The organism is Falsiroseomonas sp. E2-1-a20 (assembly GCF_051433195.1).
Taxonomy (GTDB): Bacteria; Pseudomonadota; Alphaproteobacteria; order Acetobacterales; family Acetobacteraceae; genus Falsiroseomonas.
Genome location: NZ_JBHMFT010000206.1, coordinates 1 through 449 on the forward strand (window position 1 = coordinate 1; position 449 = coordinate 449).

Genomic DNA, 449 nt, shown 5'->3' on the forward strand with positions numbered 1-449 from the left:
GACTTTCATCAGGAGATGACGGCCTGGCGGCGTGACTTCCACCGCCACCCCGAACTGGGCTTCACCGAAACCCGCACGGCGGCCCTCATCGCCGAGCGCCTCCGCAGCTTCGGGCTGGACAAGGTCGTGACCGGGGTCGGGCGCACCGGCGTCGTCGGCGTGATCCACGGCGCCACCAACGACAACACCGGCCGCGACGGTGAGCGCGCCATCGGCTTGCGCGCCGACATGGACGCCCTGCCGATCCGCGAAGCCACCGGCCTGCCCTGGGCGTCCGCCACGCCGGGCATCATGCATGCCTGTGGCCATGACGGGCACAGCGCGATGCTGCTCGGCGCCGCGCGCTATTTGGCCGAGACCCGCAACTTCGCCGGCCGCGTCTACATCGTGTTCCAGCCCGCCGAAGAGACCGGCCAGGGTGCCGCGGCCATGCTGCAGGAGGGGCGCCT

General features: G+C 71.5%; 1 protein-coding gene. It reads left to right on the forward strand.

Translation table 11 applies throughout. The features are described from left to right. Positions 1-15: 15 nt before the first annotated feature. Positions 16-449: amidohydrolase (locus tag ACFHPP_RS31385; protein WP_437167134.1), on the forward strand; the 434-nt coding region annotated here is incomplete at its 3' end.